Here is a 15,584-nt window from a genome sequence, read left to right as displayed (position 1 = left end):
AGATCGGATCACGGATGTCTTTTTTCACTTAGGAGGTCTGAAACCGTTCCTAATTCATATCCTCTTTCCTTGATTTGAGTGATAAGTACGTCAAGACTTTTCGCCGTCGAATCTGTTGGATGCATTAATATCATCGCCCCATTGTGGATTTTCCCAAGCACCCGTTTTTGTAATATGTCTGGTGACGGTTTTTGCCAGTCAATGGTGTCTACCGTCCACATAATGGTTTCCATTCCTTCTTCAGCAGCGAGTTTCACTGTTTCTTCTTTAAAGCTGCCGCTAGGAGGGGCGAACCACTTCGGTTTTTTTCCAAGGGATTCTTCAATTTGACGATTCGTTTTGGTAATCTGCTCTAATGCTCGTTCTCTTGTCAGTGTGCGCATATCCGGGTGATTGTATGAATGGTTTCCAATTTCATGACCATCTGCCACGATTTTTTTAGCAAGATCCGTGCTTTTTTTCACCCATTTGCCCTCTAAGAAAAAGGTCGCCTTGACCCGATGCTTTTCCAGTGTCTTTAACATCTTGATTAAATGCTCGTCACCCCAAGCCACGTTGATGAGGAAAGCATTCATTTTTTTATCTGGATGTCCCTTGTAAATGGGCTCAGCACCAAGTTCGTGTAAATGAATAGAAGGTTTTGTTTCATTGAAAACAAGCAGCTTTTCATCAAATGACCCTTGTTTTTTCATTTTTTCATAAGAGGCATCGATATTGACTGTCTGTCCATTTAGACCAGGCATCTTTTTCCACACTTTATCAATCTTAGCATTTTGCGCCTTCACTTCATAGTCAGAAGACTTCGATTCAATCTCTTGATATAAAATATCTTTTGAAACAGATGCAACCTCAGCATGCTCTTTCATTGATTCAATATATGTAACAGCAGCCGGCTGCTTCATCGTTTGATATGACACGAGCAGTAAAAATACAAACACAATGAATGGTAACGTTTTTTTCAATGGCTGTCCCTCCCCTTTATCACAAATTATGATGGGGAGAAACAAGCTAGAACTATTGTTAACGCAAGAAAAGAAAGAAGCCTGGTACGGATACCTGGCTTCTAACACATTTCATTAAGACTGTTTTTCTTCTTTTTCCTTTTCTTCACGTAAAACAGCTTTGCGAGAAAGGTTCACACGGCCTTGTTTATCGATTTCAGTGACTTTGACAAGTAATTCATCGCCGATCTTCACGACATCTTCTACTTTGCCTACACGGTCAAGCGCAAGCTCAGAAATATGAACAAGTCCATCTTTGCCGCTGAAGATTTCAAGGAAAGCACCGAATTTTTCAATGCGTTTTACTTTACCTAAGTAAAGTTGCCCCACTTCAACTTCTCTCACAAGATCTTCAATGACTTTCTTCGCTTTTTGGTTCATGTCTTCTTCTGTAGAAGAGATAAAGATTGTACCATCTTGTTCAATATCGATTTTCACACCGGTATCTTCAATGATTTTATTGATTTGTTTACCGCTTGGTCCAATGACATCACGAATTTTATCAGGATTGATCTTCATCGTTAAGATTTTTGGTGCATAACGAGACAATTCTCCTCTAGAAGCAGGAATCGTTGAGAGCATGCTTTCTAAGATTTCCATTCTTCCTTTTTTCGCTTGTTGGAGAGCTTCTTCCAAGATGTCTTTTGATAGACCATCGATTTTGATATCCATTTGAAGCGCTGTTACACCTTTTGATGTACCTGCAACTTTAAAGTCCATATCGCCAAGTGCATCTTCCATTCCTTGAATGTCTGTCAGCACTGTGTAGTATTCACCAGATTTCACAAGTCCCATTGCAATCCCTGCAACTGGTGCTTTAATTGGAACACCCGCATCCATCATCGCAAGTGTGCTTGCGCAAATACTTGCTTGTGAAGTAGATCCGTTTGATTCCAATACCTCAGAGACAAGGCGAACCGTATAAGGGAAATCTTTTTCAGATGGGATCACTGGTTCTAATGCACGTTCACCTAGCGCACCATGCCCGATTTCGCGGCGGCCTGGGCCACGCATTGGACCTGTCTCACCAACACTGAATTGAGGGAAGTTGTAATGGTGCATGAAGCGTTTCGATTCTTCAACGCCTAGGCCGTCAAGAATTTGCACATCGCCAAGTGCACCTAATGTACAAATACTGAGCGCCTGTGTTTGTCCTCTTGTAAATAGACCTGAACCGTGCGTTCTTGGCAGAAGTCCTACTTCTGAAGAAAGTGGACGGATTTGATCTACACCGCGTCCATCTGGACGTACTTTCTCTTCAGTGATCAGACGGCGAACTTCGTTTTTGACAAGCTTGTTTAATACATCCTTCGCTTGTTTAATCGTCGCTTCGTCGCGATCTTCTTCTTCAAATTTCTCAACCACAGCTTTTTTCACAGCACTGATTGCATCCTCACGTGCATGCTTCTCATGTACTTGAATCGCTTTCAGCAGATCTGTTTCAGCAAGTGCTTTTACTTCGTCTGCTAACGTTTGATCTACTTCATATAAAGGAATATCGATTTTTGCTTTACCGACTGCCTTGACAATTTCCTCTTGGAATTCGATTAAGCGTTTGATCTCTTGGTGACCATACATGATGGCCTCAAGCATTGTTTCTTCTGGTACTTCATCAGCACCAGCTTCGACCATGTTGATCGCATCTTTTGTTCCAGCGACTACAAGGTTGATGTCACTTTGTTCAAGCTGCTCTACATTTGGATTGATGATCAGCTTTCCATCAACTCGTCCTACTGTAACGCCGGCGATTGGTCCCTCAAATGGAATGTCAGACACACATAATGCTAAAGATGAGCCAAACATTGCAGCCATTTCAGATGAACAATCTTGATCCACACTCATGACGATACTAATGACTTGTACTTCGTTTCTAAATCCATCTGCAAATAATGGACGGATTGGTCTGTCAATTAAGCGGCTCGCAAGGATCGCTTTTTCACTTGGACGGCCTTCTCTTTTAATGAAGCCTCCAGGAATTTTACCTACTGCGTATAATCTTTCTTCGTAGTTCACAGTGAGCGGGAAAAAATCAAGTGGTTTTGGTTCTTTAGAAGCTGTTGCTGAGCTAAGCACAGCTGTATCTCCGTAGCGTACGAGGACCGCTCCGTTTGCTTGCTTTGCAAGCTGGCCAGTTTCAACTGTCAGTTGACGTCCAGCCCAGTCTATGGTGAAGACATGTTTCTCTTGTCCCATTCTGAGAAAAACTCCTCTCTTATCTTGAAATTTTAGTTAATTCTTATTATGAACAAAATGATTTTCACATATCAATGTGAAAGGTGTATGTAGAAGGGTTTTTGCCATTCTTTCAACATTTTAACCATAAAATATTAGTGATTATACGATAAAAAAGCGGGAATCCTCCCGCTTTTTACGATTATCGACGTAAGCCTAGTTTGTTAATTAACTCACGGTAACGAGTTACGTCTTTATTACGTAGATACGTAAGAAGATTACGACGTCTACCTACCATTTTCAAAAGACCGCGACGTGAGTGGTGATCTTTCTTATGAGTACGTAAATGCTCGTTCAAGTTGTTAATTGATTCTGTTAGGACAGCGATCTGAACTTCTGGAGATCCAGTATCAGATTCGTGTGTTTTGAACTCATTAATTAATTGAGTTTTACGCTCTTGAGTAATAGCCATCCTGTTTCACCTCCAAATCATGTTAGCCCCATCTACCTCGCAACCGTCGGTGAAGTCGGCCTGCCAAGTAAGTGGTTTTAAAGCTACAGGAATAATCATACTAAAAATATGCTGAATTTGCAAATGGTAGAGCTGTTTTTCTATGAATTTTTTGTTTGCCTTAGCTGATCTTGAAAAAACTGAATCGCTTCTTCTTTATCTTGACTGATTTGAGCTGTTAACTCCTGGATTCCGTTAAATTTTTGTTCACTGCGAATGCGTTTGAACCACTGTAATTTAATCGGTTCACCATATATTTCTTCGTTAAAATCAAAGAGGTTTACTTCAATGGCAGGCTGATCAGGGCGCTTTTCATAAAAGGTTGGTTTATAGCCAACGTTACAAACACCGTCATACACTTTGCCTTTGACTTCTGCTCTTACTGCATAAACCCCTGTTGGCGGAATAATGTATTCAGCAGATAAACCGACATTTGCAGTCGGAAAGCCGATCGTCCGTCCTCGCTTATCTCCATGAATGACAATACCGCGCAGCTGATAAGGTTTTCCTAAAAGCTCACTTACATATTCAACATCCCCATTTTTCAATGCGGAGCGTATGAGTGTTGAGCTGACTTTTCGGTCTTGGTTGGACAACTTAGGAACGATGGTGGCCGTAATACGCCCTTTTCCGTACTCATCGAATGTTTCCATTGTGCCTGCACCAAAACGGCCAAACGTAAAATCAAAACCGGCTACTGCGTGCTTCACATTCAGCTCATCCAAATATTGGTCCACAAACTCTTGAGGAGACAGCGCTGCAAAGCTTTCGCTGAATTGCACAATGTATAAATAGTCAGCGCCCAGCTGTTCGATGAAATCAATTTTATCCTCAAGCGGTGTAATTAAGTCCTTTGGTTCACGTGCTTTTTGCAAAACATGTGATGGATGCGGATGAAAGGTCATGACTGCTAAAGCCAATCCTTCTTTTCTCGCAATGCTTTTCGCTGCGTCAATAACTTTTTGATGTCCGAGGTGAACACCGTCAAAATACCCTAAAGCCATAACAGAAGGGTCTTGATCCTTTTGATTCAATGTATGTGGGTGTGAAATATGTATAGTCTTCACGAGATGGTCACCTTTTCTTTAAGATTGCTTGTCCTGAGATAAGATCTTCGCCGGCTTCATCAGATTCTGTTTGGTCGGGTGCTTCATATATATCGCCATACAGCGACCTGAAGAGGCAAAGACAGCGACACGATCTTCCTCTGCGAAATGAGCGAATTCATCAGGCATTGGCAGGACTGCACCGTTTTCCACTTTACTTGCTAATGTATCATTTATCTCCCATTTCGGCAAATGATTGAGCGCGCGTTCGATCGGGACAAGGTGCTCATCTACTGCTCCTTCCTCGCTTATATTTCGGAGCTCATCAAGGGTGATGCATTCATCTAGCGTAAAATCACCTGACCCTGTGCGAATGAGATGTGACATATGGGCTGGAAACCCTAGTTTCTTTCCAATATCAACCGCTAAGGTTCTGACATACGTTCCTTTTGAGCATAAAACGGTGAATCTAAATGATACCTTTCCATTCTCAAATAAAGCAGGTGTTGTCCGCTCGATACGGTGAATCGTAATTTCACGGCTCGGCCGCTCAATTTCAATGCCTTCTCTTGCATATTCATAGAGTTTTTTTCCGCCAATTTTCACAGCAGAAAACATGGGAGGAATTTGTTCAATGGTTCCTTGAAACTGTTTCAGCACAGCATCAATTTCTTCTTCTGAGATGGGTTTTTGCACCTTTTCTTCTTCTACGATCTCACCTGTTTGGTCTTCTGTTGTTGTAGAAAAGCCAATCGTGATTTCTGCATCATACGTTTTCGATTTATCTGTTAAGTATTCGACAATCTTCGTTGCTCTTCCGATACAAATGGGCAGAACACCTGATACCTCCGGGTCGAGAGTGCCTGTATGTCCGACTTTTTTTGTATGCAAGATCTTTCTCACTTTGAACACACAGTCGTGAGAGGTCATTCCTCTTTCTTTATGTAATAAAAGAACACCATTTATCATCTGCGTTCTCTCCTTTCATAAACGATGAAAAAGGACAGACGATCATCGCCTATCCTTATTTCAACGTCTTATTCATGATCTTTTGTGTTTAGTTCAGCAATCAGGCTTTCAATTCGATTTCCATAATCTACGGATTCATCGAATTCAAAGTGCAGTTCTGGTGTTTTGCGAAGTCTAATTCGATTGCCAATTTCAGAGCGGATATACCCTTTAGCCTTTGCAAGGCCTTTTAAGGTTTCCTCTCTTTTTTTCTCGTCACCGAGAACAGAAATGTAAACTTTCGCAATTTGCAAATCACCGGATACTTCAACATCGGTTACAGTCAAAAAGCCAATTCTTGGATCTTTTAGCTTTCTGCCTAGGATGTCACCTAATTCTTTTTTCATCTGCTCACCCACGCGGGTTGCTCTCATACTCATGATCTTATCACCTCTAATTAAAACCACTCAGTTTTCGTGATCGTTCGTTCAATTTCAGGAAAAGAATCAATAAAGCTTAAAACACGCTGCAATTCCTTTTCCACTTGAACCCGAGAGGAGGAAATCACGGCGATTCCAATTGATGTACGCTGCCATGTGTCCTGGTAATCCATTTCAGCCATGGTTACATTGAATTTATGGCGCGTTCTTGTCAATATACGCTGAAGAACCGCACGTTTTTCCTTCAGTGAGGAGGCATCATAGATGATGCACTCACATTCGGTATAACCGATCATTTTCTTTCGATTTCTTGCATAACGAATGATTCCATGACATCACCTTCACGGATATCATTGTACTTCTTAATGGTAATACCACATTCATAGCCTTGTGAAACTTCTTTCACGTCATCTTTGAATCGTTTTAATACGTCGACTTCGCCTTCAAATATAACGACGCCGTCACGGATTAAGCGGATACCACTATCTCTTGTAATGGTTCCTTCAGTGACATAGCCACCAGCAATTGTACCGATTTTAGAAACTTTGAACGTTTGACGAACTTCAACTTGACCGATGACTTTTTCTTCATATTCAGGGTCAAGCATCCCTTTCATCGCAGCTTCAATTTCATCGATGACTTTATAAATAATGCGGTGTAAGCGGATATCTACGTTTTCTGTTTCAGCTGTGCTCTTCGCATTTCCATCAGGACGTACGTTAAATCCGATCACGATCGCATTAGAAGCACTTGCTAAAATAATATCAGATTCTGTAATCGCTCCAACACCCGTATGGATGATTTTCACTTTTACGCCTTCTACTTCAATTTTTTGAAGAGCGGCCGTCAGTGCTTCAGCAGAACCTTGTACGTCTGCTTTCACGATCAAGTTGATATCTTTCACTTCACCTTGTTTGATTTGCTCAAATAGGTCATCTAGAGATAATTTTGCTTTGTCTGAACGCTGTTCATCAAGCTGTTTCGAAGCACGCGCCTCACCCACTTGACGAGCTGTTTTTTCGTCTTTGAATACGAGGAACTGATCCCCTGCATTCGGTACATCATTTAAACCAGTGATTTCAACAGGTGTAGATGGTCCTGCTGTTTTCACGCGGCGTCCGATGTCATTAACCATTGCACGAACGCGGCCAAATGTATTTCCGACAACGATTGGATCACCTACATGAAGTGTACCAGTTTGAACAAGAAGGGTTGCAACAGATCCTCTTCCTTTATCAAGCTCAGCCTCGATGACAGTCCCTTTTGCCGCACGATTTGGGTTGGCTTTCAGTTCTCCTACTTCGCTGACAAGAAGGATCATTTCGATCAATTCGTCAATGCCTTCACCTGTTTTTGCAGATAGAGGAACGAAGATCGTTTCGCCGCCCCAAGCTTCTGGTACTAAACCATGCTCCGTTAATTCCTGCATCACACGGTCAGGGTTCGCTGTTGGTTTGTCAATTTTGTTGACAGCGACAATGATTGGCACTTCTGCCGCTTTCGCATGGTTAATGGCTTCAATCGTTTGCGGCATCACGCCATCATCTGCTGCAACGACCAGAATTGTCGTATCTGTTACCTCAGCACCACGTGCACGCATCGTTGTAAATGCTGCGTGTCCAGGTGTATCAAGGAACGTGATTTTCTTGCCGTTTTCTTCAATTTGGTAAGCACCGATATGCTGCGTGATTCCACCAGCTTCGCCTTCGACGACTTTCGTCTTACGAATGCTGTCAAGAAGCGTTGTTTTCCCGTGGTCAACGTGTCCCATGATCGTCACAACTGGAGGGCGTACTTGCATATCTTCTTCTTTATCTTCAACTTCATACTTTTCAAGTTCAGTTTCTTCTAAAATAATGACTTCCTCTACTGGAACGCCATATTCAGAAGCGATTAATTCAACTGTATCTTTATCCAGCTCTTGGTTAATGGTTGCCATAACACCAAGCATCATCAGCTTTTTGATAATTTCAGCTGTTTCTTTTCCAAGCTCTTCAGCCAACTGGCCGACTGTCATTGAATTTGTAAATTCAATTTTTTCAGGAAGCTCTTTCTTAGGCTTCACAGGTCTAGCTTGCTGATGCTGCGGTTTGTTATTCCCACCGCGTTTATTTTTGTTTTTGTTTTGGTTGTTGTTTTTTTTGTTTTTATTAAATTGATTATTCTGCACGTCATTCTTCTTTCTATCATTGTTTTTGTTAGATGATTGTTTTTTTTGTTCTGCGGGTTTCTCGTTAGCTGTCTCTTTTGCTTTGGCTTTTTTATAGATAGCGTCTAGCTTTTTCACAGTGTCGTCTTCAAGCGTCGCCATGTGGTTGTTCACTTCCACGTTCATATCCTTAAGCGCTGCTATAATATCTTTACTTGAAACATCTATGGCTTTTGCGTATTCATATACTCTCACTTTAGCCATTCGTTCACCCCCAAATAAATTAATCGAGCAAGCTTATCAGCTTCTTAGCGAAGCCTTGGTCAGTGACAGCGACAACTACGCGAGCTTCTTTCCCAATAGAACGTCCGAGAACGGAACGGTCTTCAACTTTTCTAACCGGAACATTATAAAATTTGCATTTGTCAGATACCTTTTTCTCTGTGTTCGATGAGGCATCTGCTGCAAGAAGAACCAGCTTAGCACGCGCATGTCTAATTTCTTTGATCACAAGATCTTCTCCTGACACGACTTTACGAGCTCGATTTGCTAGACCAAGCAAAGGATACCATTCAGATTGAGTCATTTGGTTTTTTCACCTTTTCAGCTAGTTCTAGTAATTCTTCAAATATGTGTTCGTCAATCTGTGTCTGAAATTGCTGCTGTAAACTGCGTTTGTTCTTTGCCGCAAGAATGGTTTCTTTATCGAGAGAAAGGTAAGCTCCGCGTCCGTTCTTTTTTCCGGTTGCGTCAACAGACACTTCACCTTCTTTAGATCGAACAACACGGATCAGTTCTTTCTTTGGTTTCATTTCTCCCGTCACGACACATTTTCTAAGCGGGATTTTTTTTCGGCTATTCACCTTTTACATCACCTCTTATTCGTCAGATTCCTCAGCTACTGGTTCAGCCTCTAAGAAAAGAGATTCAGAGTCTTCAGTTCTTGGGAAAATACCGAGTTCCCTTGCATCTGTTTCGCTTTTAATGTCAATTTTCCAGCTAGTCAGCTTTGCTGCAAGACGAGCATTTTGACCTCTTTTACCAATGGCTAACGACAGCTGATAATCAGGGACAATAACTGTTGTCGCCTTATCTTCTTCATTTACAATGACATCAAGTACTTTTGATGGACTTAATGCATTGGCAACAAATTCAACCGGGTCATTAGACCAATGGACAATGTCAATTTTTTCGCCTTTTAGCTCGTTGACAATTGCTTGTACACGCTGACCTTTTGGTCCAACACAAGAACCAACTGGGTCAACATCAGGATCATCTGTACGAACAGATATTTTAGAACGGTCCCCAGCTTCTCTAGCAACCGATTTAAGCTCTACAGTACCATCATAAATTTCTGGCACTTCAATTTCAAATAAACGCTTTAAAAGACCTGGATGTGTTCTAGACACATAAATTTGTGGTCCTTTTGTTGTTTTTTCGACTTTTGTAATAAACACCTTAATGCGGTCATGTGGTTTGTAATCCTCATTTGGCATTTGTTCGTTGACCGGAAGAAGGGCTTCGATTTTGCCAAGTGACACGTAAATGAATTTACTGTCAATTCGCTGAACGATTCCCGTCATAATGTCTTCCTCGCGATCGATAAACTCAGTGTAGATCACACCTCGCTCTGCTTCTCTCACTCGCTGCGTCACCACTTGTTTCGCAGTCTGAGCTGCAATGCGTCCGAAGTCTTTTGGCGTGACTTCAATTTCAACGACGTCACCTACCATGTAATTCGGGTTGATATTGGCTGCATCATCTACAGAGATTTCAAGGCGAGAATCATACACTTCATCTACAACATCTTTTCTTGCAAATACGCGAATCGTTCCCGTTTCGCGGTTTAAATCAACACGAACATTTTGTGCTTGATTAAAGTTACGCTTATATGCAGAAATGAGTGCAGCTTCTATCGCTTCAATAATAATTTCTTTACTAATACCCTTCTCTTTCTCAAGAACAGTCAGGGCATCTAACAACTCACTACTCATTTTTATGGTTCCCCCTTATATCAATGAAAAGGTTAATTGAACGAAACTGCTAATCTTGCGTTAGCTATTTTTTCGTATGGAATATTGATCTCTTTCTTTCTTGTCTTGATCTTCACTGTCACTGTTGCAATCTCACCATCAAAGCTTGTAAGCTCACCTTCAAATGCTTTTTCACCATCAATTGGTTCATATGTTTTCATGAAAACATTTTTTCCAAGTGCTTTTTCAAAATCAGCTTTTTTCTTTAATGGGCGCTCCGCTCCAGGAGAGGACACTTCAAGAAAGTAGTTTTGGCTAATCGGATCTGCCTCATCAAGCTTTTCGCTCAAGGCTTCGCTCACTTTGGCACATTCTTCGATATCGACACCTTTATCAGAGTCAATAAACACGCGAAGGAACCAGTTTTGACCCTCTTTGACAAATTCAACATCAACGAGTTCAAGCTGTAAGCCATCTAAAATTGGCTGCACCATTTCGCTTACGACATCCACTACTTTTTTGCTCATTCTCTTCCTCCTTGTGCTTTCGATAAACGCTCTTATCAATCATTCTGCATAAAAACCCTGCTTTATGTGAGCAGGGGGAGCAGAAAACGGATGAATAATGTCGAGACAAAAATTGCCTGTTCAATACAAAAGAGCGGGTTTCCCCACTCTTGTCTCGGTAATCGTTAGCATTTCCATAAAAACTATACCATATCCAATTTTTTTATGCAAATGAAGTTCCTTATTCAGCAGGCATTCGCCATCAGTTCTTTTCGTTCATTCTTTTCGCATGTTCACTGATAAGTGCTGCCTCTCTGCTCCCCTTTATGATGCGGAAACCGTCATAATCCGGATAGAGCGAATCATCGTCCTGAATACTTGTTAAAATCCAAAATTGACTGCCAGCTCCTCCGAGCCGCTCAACCGCTGACAGCCAGCTTTGATATACGTCAGGACGCGCTGATTGATTTTGAACGCCAAACTCTTCTAACACAACTGGTTTTCCGATTGACTTCCCGCGGGTGATATGGTCTTCGATCCATTTCACTCCCCAAGCAGCTGACTTGTTCCAGTGATCTGGGTACAGATGATAGGTTCCATAATCGATATTAGAGAGAGCCGTCAAACGATCCCAATCAACGCCTTCTCCGCCTCCATAAAACCAGTCTTCATGTCCTGGTATGCGAAAGAACCCTTCATCTCCTACTGCAACAAGATGGTGACGATCCAGCGATTTGATCCACGTACTCATTTCATCTGCCCATTTGACTAGTATATTTCCCGTTGGATCTGACTGCACACGCGGCTCATTAGCTAATTCCCAAGTCATAATAGCTGGATCGTCCTTATATTGAACACCTGTGTACGTATTGGTTCTTTCTAATACATAGCGCACATAATTTTTGTAAGCTTTTTGTATACGAGGATCTGTATAAAAGGCATCATGCGCTCCTGCCTCGAACCACTTTACGTATTGATTCATCCCGCCAAAATCATCCCAATTGTTCACTAGTGGGATGACAAGTTTTATTCCTTCCTGTCCCGCTTTATAAATCGCATAATCTAGTTTTTGAAAACCCGATTCTTCATAGACCCCTGGACTAGATTGTAAGACTGAGTTTTCTTGAGGGGCCCCATCGTGAAATCCCCAAATACGTATGACCTTTAAATTCATTGCTTTCATATCATCGAACACAGCATCTACCATCTTTTTAGATTTGTAATGGAAATAGTAATTATTTGTGCCAGCGAAGTAAAATGGTTGATTGTTCAGCGTAAATTGTGTACCAGACGTCTGTACATAAGAGGCGGCCTTAATCGTAAGTGAAAACCAGCCGGCCCATATAGCGGCCACAAGTATGAAGCAAGACACTCTTTGAGTCCATTTCTTCATTTAAATTCCCCTCACAATCTAGCCTTCTTCAGGTACGATCACATCTAGCCGAAGCGGTGTTTGTTCATTTGAATCAAGTTCAATTGTCTGTTGTTTTAACAGTTTACTTTCTTTACCGATTCGAATCTCATATGTCCCGTGAAATGCTCGACATGTCACATTGCCATTCGCATCTGTTTTTTCAACTCTTTGTGTCGTCCACTCATTTAGAAGCTTTTCGTAACGTCGGCCTGCTTCATTTAAAGACCAATCATAATTCACGATGGCCGCATGCTCACCTCTCCAATGGGCACCTGCCCAAAATCCCCACATTAGCACTCCTTTTACGGCTGGATGACTAAATGCGACGCGATATAAAGCCTCTAGGTTATCCGCTCTTCTATTAGCGTCAGGGTGAACAGAATCGTACTCTGTAACCCATATAGGAAGACCAAGCTCAGCAAGCACATCGAGCCTCTCTTTTACAACGACTGGATCGACCCGTTCTTCAAAATGTCCTTGAACACCAATCGCCTCAATAGGTGCGCCTAACTGACGCAGTTCATTGATATGCGCTTTATAAGCGTGGTGCTCACCATATGAGATCACATTATAATCATTCACAAACAATAGTGCTTGAGGGTCAATTTTTTTCGTTTCTTCATACATCCACTTCCAAATATTTTTCCCGAAGCGATCTTTAAAAAATGAACCATGCATCATTTCATTGTTTACATCCCAATGACGGAATCTCCCTTTAAAATGATTACCCGCATGCTCAAGCCGGTTTTTCATCGATTCATACACTTCGTGATTCGGTAGTGACCTCAGCCAGCTTGGATTCGCATCCTCTACCTCCCAAAATAAAGCGTGCCCTCTCACTGGAAGTTGATGTTTATCTGCAAAATTCAGCATCGCATCTGCTTTTTCGTAAGTGATTTTCCCTCTTTCAGGTTCATTCGCATACCATTTTGCCTCATTTTCAAAAACAGCCCAATTAAAATACTTCACAAAAAAATCGGCATATTGTTGATTAAACAACACTTGGTCATTCATCGCTGAACCAAATGCGAATTCATGCCTATTTTGCTTAATCTCAACCTCTATACCTGCTATTGGCTTTTTTTCGTGATTTGTGACATTTATTTCAAGATCTCTTTGTCTATGCTCTGAAATTCGATCATTCTCCTCTTTTTTCCACTTCAGATTTATCTGCCCATTTTCGCCCTTGTTTAATGATTGATGAAGAAAACTTCTTTCTTTGACCATGTAAAAACACCCTTATCTTCACTGGATTTATATTTCCTAATCAAACTGCCGGCTCAAAGAAACCGGCAGCTTAAATTTGACCTGCTAGTTGATGAGACGATGATATTCAGCGTAGGCAGTGGCCATATCCACTTGAGACCAGAAACGGTGATAGGTGAAAACCGGTGCCCCATTCTCCCATTTGCCTGTTGCTTCATTAAATGAAGACTGATATTTACTCTCGAGTGAAGACCATGCTGGATCTTGTTTAATGTTCGGACGAAGATCAGCAAAACTCGTATAGACCCCATTACCTCCTCGCTGCGGATCAGAAGGAATAGTGCTGGCTCCAGGAATCTGATTCCCTTGACCAAATGTCCCGTTCCAACCATTTGGGAAATACACTTCTTTTTTAAAGAAGCGGTCATAGTCCTCTCTTTCTTCTTCTGTTACAATGCCCACGCCATCATTGTAATTCCACGCAACCTCAAGGAGCTGTGCGGCAGCATCTTTCGCTCTGACACCAAGCGCTGTATAATCTCCTGTTTCTAGCTTAGTGGCAGCAGCAAAGAAAGTTAAAGCCTTGACTAGACTCCCTAGTACGCCCGTATCCTGAGTTGGATCTTTTGTTACAGCTGTTAAGTTTGGATTTCCTGTTGCAGACTGGAACCCATTCCAAGTGTCAGGCTGTCCGCTCCAAGCAATATTTCCAGGAAGCCAAAACTCGCCAGGTGCACTCGTTGTAGCAACAGCAGCATTTGTTCCTCCTAGAATTCTTTGTCCTTGGTCATCTAAGAAATAACCCTCTTCATCCGACACAGGACGGCTGCCGATAAAAATGTAATCTAATGCATAGTCGACCCATTTTGTGATGCAAGATTTGGCCATTTGGACATTTTCAGATGTTTTGTCTCCGTCTTTCACAAAAATGTAATAAAGCTCTGCTACGCGCTCCATCGGCCATGCCTGCATCCCAAACCAGTTATTAGAAGGCGGGTCAAGATAAACAGGTGCATCCTCATATGCCATATCGTAAAAAGTACTTCTTCCCGCCGGATAAGCACTATAGTCTCCATTCCAGCTATTGGTTGCACCTCCTGCAATCGCTCCCTCTTTAGATTGAAGCCATACATAAAATTCAAGCTGCCTTTTTAATGTTTTTTCCCAATCGCTTGCACCAGTAGCGGAAGATGGCTTTAAGCCTCCTTTGTCTGAGGATAAAGCATAAGCGGCGACAGGGTTTTGATACCCTTGGTGACAATGGCTAGCTCCAATACGCCATGACCAGTTGGCATGGTCGCCAAGTCCTCCGCCCCAAGAGGTATACCACGCCATTAAGTAATGACAGGCACCCTTTCCGTTTCCAGGGTACGGATTCCCCTGTTTGCCGCTTCCAATCGTTTGAAAATATTTATCGTACATACCGTAACGAAGAAAATCCCCCATTTTTTTCGCTTTATCAAGATAGGCTGACTCATTATAGCCGAGTTCCTTCGCCCAATACATCACTTGTATTGCACGCGCATCAGCATCCGTCGCATTGGTATAGCGCCACTGAGCAGCTGGTGCTTGATTTTCTTTTGTGAACAAGCTCATAAAGCCTTCATTCGGCTTTCCAAAAGATTTATCATCTTGTGAAGGATGAGGGATGGCCTCCCATACGGATTCCTGTGGACCACGCTGGAATGTGTTCACATATGCAGCTGTATGTGATGGGTTGAGCAAGTTTCCATATTTATACCAGTTATCGACATCAAGCAGCCAGTGCATTAAATACGTTTCATTCGTTCCATAGGTTGATTTCAATTCACCATCAATCGGATCTTGACCCGCAGGACGAGCACCGCTTAACTGGCTAGGGTATTGATCCGGGTATGGTTTTTCTGCTGCGTATGTGGCTGGGCTAGAAGGGTTGTAGGCGCTCATATGCGGCTGCTCATCATTTCCATCTTCATTTACTGGGATGATGTACTTCTCCATATTGTCCCAGGCTGCCTCTAATTTGCTCCAATCTCCTGTGTAATGTCCGTACAACACCTCAAGCCACAGCCAATAGCTATACGCTTCTGACGTTGTCATATGCCCGTAATCAGGCGCTTCGCAAATGAGCGTCTCGATTGAATGATACGGAATTCCTTCTGGTGAAAAATATCCATTCGCATCACTTTTAATTTGATGATAAAGCGTTAAAAACCGTTCTTTGTTTGACAAGTCCTTC

The 15,584-nt window shown here is 42.0% G+C and carries 15 protein-coding genes; all 15 read right to left on the bottom strand.

The genetic code is table 11. The features are described from left to right. Positions 1–8: 8 nt before the first annotated feature. The 15 genes from GKC25_RS07800 to GKC25_RS07730 all read right to left on the bottom strand — a co-directional run bounded on the left by GKC25_RS07800 (position 9) and on the right by GKC25_RS07730 (position 15,577). Positions 9–962, bottom strand: a complete 954-nt coding sequence (locus GKC25_RS07800; RefSeq protein ID WP_034662270.1) for a polysaccharide deacetylase family protein — start codon at positions 960–962, stop codon at positions 9–11. Between the two features lie 114 nt (positions 963–1,076). Further along, on the bottom strand, positions 1,077–3,194 hold the full coding sequence (pnp, locus tag GKC25_RS07795) for a polyribonucleotide nucleotidyltransferase (protein ID WP_034662272.1): 2,118 nt from the start codon (positions 3,192–3,194) through the stop codon (positions 1,077–1,079). A 181-nt stretch (positions 3,195–3,375) separates the two neighbouring features. Beyond that, complete coding sequence (rpsO, locus tag GKC25_RS07790; RefSeq protein WP_008354438.1) at positions 3,376–3,645, bottom strand: 30S ribosomal protein S15; 270 nt, start codon at positions 3,643–3,645, stop codon at positions 3,376–3,378. A gap of 140 nt (positions 3,646–3,785) precedes the next feature. After that, complete coding sequence (ribF, locus tag GKC25_RS07785) at positions 3,786–4,751, bottom strand: bifunctional riboflavin kinase/FAD synthetase (RefSeq protein ID WP_034662277.1); 966 nt, start codon at positions 4,749–4,751, stop codon at positions 3,786–3,788. An 18-nt stretch (positions 4,752–4,769) separates the two neighbouring features. Next, positions 4,770–5,699, bottom strand: coding sequence for a tRNA pseudouridine(55) synthase TruB (gene truB, locus GKC25_RS07780; RefSeq protein ID WP_268495186.1), 930 nt, complete (start codon positions 5,697–5,699; stop codon positions 4,770–4,772). Between the two features lie 68 nt (positions 5,700–5,767). After that, a complete protein-coding gene (rbfA, locus tag GKC25_RS07775) occupies positions 5,768–6,118 on the bottom strand; it encodes a 30S ribosome-binding factor RbfA (protein ID WP_007499525.1) in 351 nt (116 codons plus the stop codon). 17 nt (positions 6,119–6,135) lie between these two features. Next, positions 6,136–6,414, bottom strand: a complete 279-nt coding sequence (locus GKC25_RS07770) for a DUF503 domain-containing protein (RefSeq protein ID WP_012009994.1) — start codon at positions 6,412–6,414, stop codon at positions 6,136–6,138. Beyond that, on the bottom strand, positions 6,411–8,531 hold the full coding sequence (gene infB / locus GKC25_RS07765) for a translation initiation factor IF-2 (protein ID WP_066030896.1): 2,121 nt from the start codon (positions 8,529–8,531) through the stop codon (positions 6,411–6,413). The genes GKC25_RS07770 and infB overlap by 4 nt, the downstream gene beginning before the upstream one ends. Before the next feature lie 19 nt (positions 8,532–8,550). Beyond that, complete coding sequence (locus tag GKC25_RS07760; protein ID WP_034662287.1) at positions 8,551–8,853, bottom strand: YlxQ family RNA-binding protein; 303 nt, start codon at positions 8,851–8,853, stop codon at positions 8,551–8,553. Beyond that, the gene (gene rnpM, locus GKC25_RS07755) at positions 8,840–9,130 is read right to left on the bottom strand and encodes an RNase P modulator RnpM (protein ID WP_058013969.1); all 291 of its coding nucleotides are present in this window, start codon (positions 9,128–9,130) and stop codon (positions 8,840–8,842) included. Before rnpM ends, GKC25_RS07760 begins: the two co-directional genes overlap by 14 nt. A 15-nt stretch (positions 9,131–9,145) precedes the next feature. Beyond that, positions 9,146–10,261 carry a transcription termination factor NusA gene (gene nusA, locus GKC25_RS07750; protein ID WP_007499530.1) on the bottom strand — a complete coding sequence of 372 codons (1,116 nt, stop codon included), beginning with the start codon at positions 10,259–10,261 and terminating at the stop codon, positions 9,146–9,148. 32 nt (positions 10,262–10,293) lie between these two features. Further along, positions 10,294–10,767 (bottom strand): ribosome maturation factor RimP, encoded by a 474-nt coding sequence (rimP, locus tag GKC25_RS07745; RefSeq protein WP_003211398.1) that lies wholly within the window; start codon positions 10,765–10,767, stop codon positions 10,294–10,296. A 241-nt stretch (positions 10,768–11,008) separates the two neighbouring features. Continuing rightward, entirely contained in the window at positions 11,009–12,139 is a 1,131-nt protein-coding gene (locus GKC25_RS07740; RefSeq protein WP_334749123.1) for a glycoside hydrolase 5 family protein, read from the bottom strand. Between the two features lie 18 nt (positions 12,140–12,157). Continuing rightward, positions 12,158–13,387, bottom strand: coding sequence for an endo-1,4-beta-xylanase (locus GKC25_RS07735; protein WP_342689956.1), 1,230 nt, complete (start codon positions 13,385–13,387; stop codon positions 12,158–12,160). An 84-nt stretch (positions 13,388–13,471) separates the two neighbouring features. After that, positions 13,472–15,577 (bottom strand): glycoside hydrolase family 48 protein, encoded by a 2,106-nt coding sequence (locus tag GKC25_RS07730; RefSeq protein WP_034662298.1) that lies wholly within the window; start codon positions 15,575–15,577, stop codon positions 13,472–13,474. Between the last annotated feature and the right edge of the window lie 7 nt (positions 15,578–15,584).

The sequence above is a fragment of the Bacillus pumilus genome (assembly GCF_038738535.1).
GTDB lineage: Bacteria > Bacillota > Bacilli > Bacillales > Bacillaceae > Bacillus.
The sequence above is the reverse complement of the archived record's forward strand: the minus strand, read 5'-3'. Positions and strand labels throughout refer to the sequence as shown.

Excerpts from the sequence above, each read along its gene's own strand:
- infB (WP_066030896.1), bottom strand. The coding sequence starts at position 8,531 with ATGGCTAAAGTGAGAGTATATGAATACGCAAAAGCCATAGATGTTTCA.
- GKC25_RS07760 (WP_034662287.1), bottom strand. The coding sequence starts at position 8,853 with ATGACTCAATCTGAATGGTATCCTTTGCTTGGTCTAGCAAATCGAGCT.
- GKC25_RS07770 (WP_012009994.1), bottom strand. The coding sequence starts at position 6,414 with ATGATCGGTTATACCGAATGTGAGTGCATCATCTATGATGCCTCCTCA.
- rimP (WP_003211398.1), bottom strand. The coding sequence starts at position 10,767 with ATGAGCAAAAAAGTAGTGGATGTCGTAAGCGAAATGGTGCAGCCAATT.
- GKC25_RS07740 (WP_334749123.1), bottom strand. The coding sequence starts at position 12,139 with ATGAAGAAATGGACTCAAAGAGTGTCTTGCTTCATACTTGTGGCCGCT.
- truB (WP_268495186.1), bottom strand. The coding sequence starts at position 5,699 with ATGATAAATGGTGTTCTTTTATTACATAAAGAAAGAGGAATGACCTCT.
- pnp (WP_034662272.1), bottom strand. The coding sequence starts at position 3,194 with ATGGGACAAGAGAAACATGTCTTCACCATAGACTGGGCTGGACGTCAA.
- rbfA (WP_007499525.1), bottom strand. The coding sequence starts at position 6,118 with ATGAGTATGAGAGCAACCCGCGTGGGTGAGCAGATGAAAAAAGAATTA.
- GKC25_RS07735 (WP_342689956.1), bottom strand. The coding sequence starts at position 13,387 with ATGGTCAAAGAAAGAAGTTTTCTTCATCAATCATTAAACAAGGGCGAA.
- nusA (WP_007499530.1), bottom strand. The coding sequence starts at position 10,261 with ATGAGTAGTGAGTTGTTAGATGCCCTGACTGTTCTTGAGAAAGAGAAG.
- rpsO (WP_008354438.1), bottom strand. The coding sequence starts at position 3,645 with ATGGCTATTACTCAAGAGCGTAAAACTCAATTAATTAATGAGTTCAAA.